Origin of the sequence: Endozoicomonas sp. ONNA2, assembly GCF_024606365.1 — a bacterium.
Classification (GTDB): Bacteria; Pseudomonadota; Gammaproteobacteria; order Pseudomonadales; family Endozoicomonadaceae; genus Endozoicomonas.
The window spans coordinates 1-4,267 of the sequence record NZ_JAHHPO010001072.1 but is presented as its reverse complement, the minus strand read 5'-3'; the positions used below and the strand labels follow the sequence as shown (position 1 = coordinate 4,267).

Annotated in this window: 3 protein-coding genes; 1 reads left to right on the top strand and 2 read right to left on the bottom strand. The window is 53.0% G+C overall.

All coding sequences use genetic code 11. The features are described 5' to 3' along the window. A partial coding sequence (locus KDK14_RS19020; protein WP_257266785.1) for an ankyrin repeat domain-containing protein occupies positions 1 to 999 on the bottom strand: 999 nt, incomplete at its 3' end. Between the two features lie 201 nt (positions 1,000 to 1,200). On the opposite strand from KDK14_RS19020, the gene pmbA reads away from it, so the two are divergent. Further along, complete coding sequence (gene pmbA, locus KDK14_RS19015; protein ID WP_257266784.1) at positions 1,201 to 2,562, top strand: metalloprotease PmbA; 1,362 nt, start codon at positions 1,201 to 1,203, stop codon at positions 2,560 to 2,562. A 183-nt stretch (positions 2,563 to 2,745) separates the two neighbouring features. On the opposite strand, the gene mgtE is transcribed toward pmbA, so the two are convergent. Next, the gene (gene mgtE / locus KDK14_RS19010) at positions 2,746 to 4,104 is read right to left on the bottom strand and encodes a magnesium transporter (RefSeq protein ID WP_257266786.1); all 1,359 of its coding nucleotides are present in this window, start codon (positions 4,102 to 4,104) and stop codon (positions 2,746 to 2,748) included. Between the last annotated feature and the right edge of the window lie 163 nt (positions 4,105 to 4,267).

Here is a 4,267-nt window from a genome sequence, read left to right as displayed (position 1 = left end):
AGTTCGGGCGCAGGCCATTAGGGTCTGCGGTTGATAAGGAGGCATGTAATTGTGCAGAACACCAACGACGCCGCAGGCTGCAGCAATATCCCGTGCGGTTAGACCAGACGCATTGGGAATATCGGCGCGGGCACCATTGGCCAGCAGGATGTCACCGATATCTGGCCTGGCTGTTTCAAATGCGTAATGCAGTGGGGTATTGCCTGACCAGCCAGGCTTATTCGGATTGGCACCATTAGCCAGCAAGCTATTGACCATACTGTTGATTTTGCCAGGGACGAGGTAATGAATAGCCGTGAGAAGTGGAGTCTGACCCCACTGGTCAGGAATATCCGGATTAGCACCTCGTTGCAGTAAAGTGTTAATACCCTCAATGTTGCCTTTACGTAACGCCCAGAGCAGCGGAGTTCGGCCGTTACAGTCAAGGTCATTGATATTGGCACCTTTATCCAGTAGGCAATTCTGGATCTCGGTGATCGCTGTCGCGTTGCCAGAAAATAAGGCCAGATGCAGCGCAGTACAATCCCAAGTGCCATGAACGTTCAAGCAGGCTCTGCCCAGCAGCAACAGTACGGCCTGATAATTGCCCCGTTTTGCAGCTTGTAGCAAATGCGGAGTTTGCGACAAGCGGGAAGAGAGATTCGGATCCGCCCCGCGATCCAGCAGAGTCTTGATAATATCTTCCAGCCCGCCGAGGACGGCCCAATGTAGAGGGGGAACGCCATGCAGGCCGCGGATATTGGGGTCAATGCCCTGGTCCAGCAAATGGTTGACAGTAGCCAGGTCATTACCCTGAATTGCTGATGTCATCAACTGTGCTAACTCAGTCGTCGTTGCAGGCAACTGCCTGTTACCTGAGACAGGCACTACCGATTCTGAATGAACGACAAATGATGTGTGATCAGGCGGTGGGAGGGTAAATGCAGATGGGGGAGCGGAGCTTGCATTGGCTGCTATTTCCTCCGATTGATCATGCCATGTCCTGCCCCTTGAGAACATCGGTGCTTCTCCTTTCAAGGTATATAGAACACAAATCGCTTAATGAAAATAGTGCACAAGGCTCAGTGCGCAAGCCTTGATCAAGGTAGCTGATTAGACTCTGAATCTGCAATTGGTCATCTATCTGATGCATTCTTTACTTCACAGCGGCACAATAGTCGTAACCCGTATAGGCATAAACAAAACAGATCAGGTGCAATCATGGGCGAATCTTCCAATGCAGTGCTGGATCCACGAAGTGAAGAGACCAGGCTGAAAACACTGGCCAGCGATATTCTGGCTGAGGCCGCCAGACAGGGAGCAGATGCCTGTGAGGTGGGCATCAGTATGGATGCCGGCCTGTCGGCCAGCGTTCGTATGGGTGATGTAGAAACGGTTGAGTTTAACCGGGACCAGGGGTTGGGTATCACTATCTATCTGGGTAAACGAAAAGGGTCGGCCAGTACTTCTGACAGCAGCCAACAGGCCATCCGTGAAACGGTAAAAGCCGCCTGCGATATTGCCCGTTACGCTTCCGAAGACCCTTATGCGGGGCTGGCTGACTCCGTGTTAATGGCTGACGGTGAGGCGTTGCCCGATCTTGACCTGTATCACCCCTGGGGCATCGATGCCGGACAGGCGATTGATCTGGCTATGCAGTGTGAGGATGCCGGACGTTCCTTCAGTAATAAAATTGTCAATTCCGATGGTGCCAGTGTCTCCAGCCACCAGGGGTGTCGTGTCTATGGCAATAGCAATGGGTTTATTGGCAGCTATGTTTCCAGTCGTCACAGCCTGAGCGCGGTGTTGATTGCCATGCAGGGAGACGAAATGCAGCGGGATTACTGGTACACCGTTAACCGTAATGCCAACGAGCTGGAAAAAGCGATCGCTGTCGGTAAGAAAGCTGCACAGCGCACGGTTCGCCGATTGGGAGCCCGCAAGGTAGGTACTGCCGAAGTACCGGTACTGTTTGCACCGGAGGTGGCTTCAGGGCTTATTTCCCACTTTCTCGGGGCCATCAGTGGTGGCAGCCTTTATCGACAGGCCTCTTTCCTGTTGGATCACCTGGGCAAGCCCGTGTTCCCACAATGGATGCGTATACATGAGCAACCATTGCTGAAAAGCATGCTGGGATCCGCCAGCTTTGATAACGATGGGCTGGCGACCCGGGCCAAGGACTTTGTTACTGACGGTGTGCTCCAGCATTATATTCTTGGCACCTATTCTGCCCGCAAGCTGGGGATGGACAGTACCGCCAACGCCGGTGGCGTTAACAACCTGTTTGTGCAAAGCAATGCAGGCGATCTTGATGCGCTGCTGCAACAGATGGGAACCGGGCTGCTGGTGACCGAACTGATGGGCCAGGGGGTCAATACCGTAACCGGTGATTATTCCCGTGGTGCCGGCGGCTTCTGGGTAGACCATGGTGAAATTCAGTTCCCGGTGTCAGAAGTGACCATTGCTGGCAACCTGAAAGATATCTACCGCAATATTGTTGCTGTAGGCAGCGATGTTGACAGGCGTGGGAATATCCTGACCGGTTCAATTCTGATCAGTAGTATGAAGCTTGCCGGTGAGTGATTGTTAAAAGACAAAAGAAGGGAACCACAAAGGCACAAAGACACAAAGGTTTTTTTGGGCTTTTGTGGTTCAATGTTTAAAAGTCATTCTCGGACAGCCTCCCGGGGCATGGTTTGTAAGCGCTTTACTCTTACTAATCTTTTGCTCTTCTTTGTGTCTTTGTGCCTTTGTGGTTCAAAAACGCTAGCCATAGAAAACGGTTGCCAGCCCAAGGAATGAGAAGAACCCGACCACGTCGGAAATTGTGGTCAGGATAATACTGCCGGCAAGGGCCGGATCAATATTTAATGATTTCAGCAAAACCGGCAGCATGGCGCCGGTGATCACGGCAACGCTTAAGTTGATCACCATGGCGCAGGCGATCACCAGGGAAATAATCGGGTCATCAAACCAGAACCAGGCGATGGTGGCCACCAGGGTTGCCCATAACAACCCATTGAGAAAACCGGCAATCAGCTCCCGGCTTAGCAGCCATTTGAGGTTGGTCTTACTGATTTGTCCCAGTGCCATACCCCGGATCATCAGGGTCAGGGCCTGACTGCCGGCATTACCGCCCATGCCTGCGACAATCGGCATCAGTACCGCCAGGGCCACTACTTTATCAATGGTCTCCTGGAATAGACCAATAACCGAGGCGGCAATAAAGGCGGTAATCAGGTTGAAGCCCAGCCAGACAGCCCGGCGTCGTGCAGTTCGCAGCGGCGGGGCGAAGGTATCTTCATCGTCATCCAGACCGGCCATGCTCATCATGGAGTGTTCAGCCTCTTCCCGGATCACGTCGACAACATCATCGATGGTGATGCGTCCCAGTAGTTTGCCCTGGTCATTCACCACCGGGGCAGAGAGCAGATCCTGTCGTTCAAACAGCTGGGCTACCTGGGTATCTTGCATATTGGCAGGAATCGGGTCCAGGTCAGTTAACATCACCTGTCTGACAGTAGCGCCCGGTTCGGTGGTCAGGAGTATGGTCAGGGGCAGGCGGCCAATGTATTCATCCCGGCGATTGACCACCAGCAGGCTGTCCGTGGTATCGGGTATCCCTTCGTGACGGCGGAGGTAACGAAGGACGACATCGACGGTGTTATTGGGGCGCACCGTAATGGTGTCGGTGTTCATCAAGCCACCGGCGGAATCTTCCGGATAAGCCAGAACGGCCTCAACCCGCTGCCGGTCCTGACTGTTCATGGAGTCCAGCACCTGCCGGGTGATGGTACCGGGCAGTTGTTGCAGGAGGTCGGCAATGTCATCAACATCCTGACCTTCAGTAATGGCTTTCAGTTCGGCAATGTTCATCTGATCAAGGAAGAATTGGCGAACGTCTTCGCTCAATTCCTGCAGTACATCACCTTCCTGTTCACGGTCAATCAGCCGCCATAACAGGCTGCGTAATTTTGGTGGGGAAGACTCCAGCAAGTGTGCGGTATCAGCCGGGGGCAAGGTGTTCAACATGGTGCGCAATTCTGCAGAGACACCGTGTTCAAGAGCATCATTAAGTTTTTTCAGCTCGGCTTCACCGATGCTCAATTGCAGTTGCTGCGCCATTATTGTCTGCCTGAATGGTTTTTCGGGCATCCGGTCCGGTGCCGGATGATCAGGGAAAATGGTATCTATGGTAATACCAATTCCGTCTTCAAAACAGGGTATTGCGCAAGTCATTTCGGACGGCGGGGCAAGGCGGAATGATGGGTAATAGCAGGGCTACTTG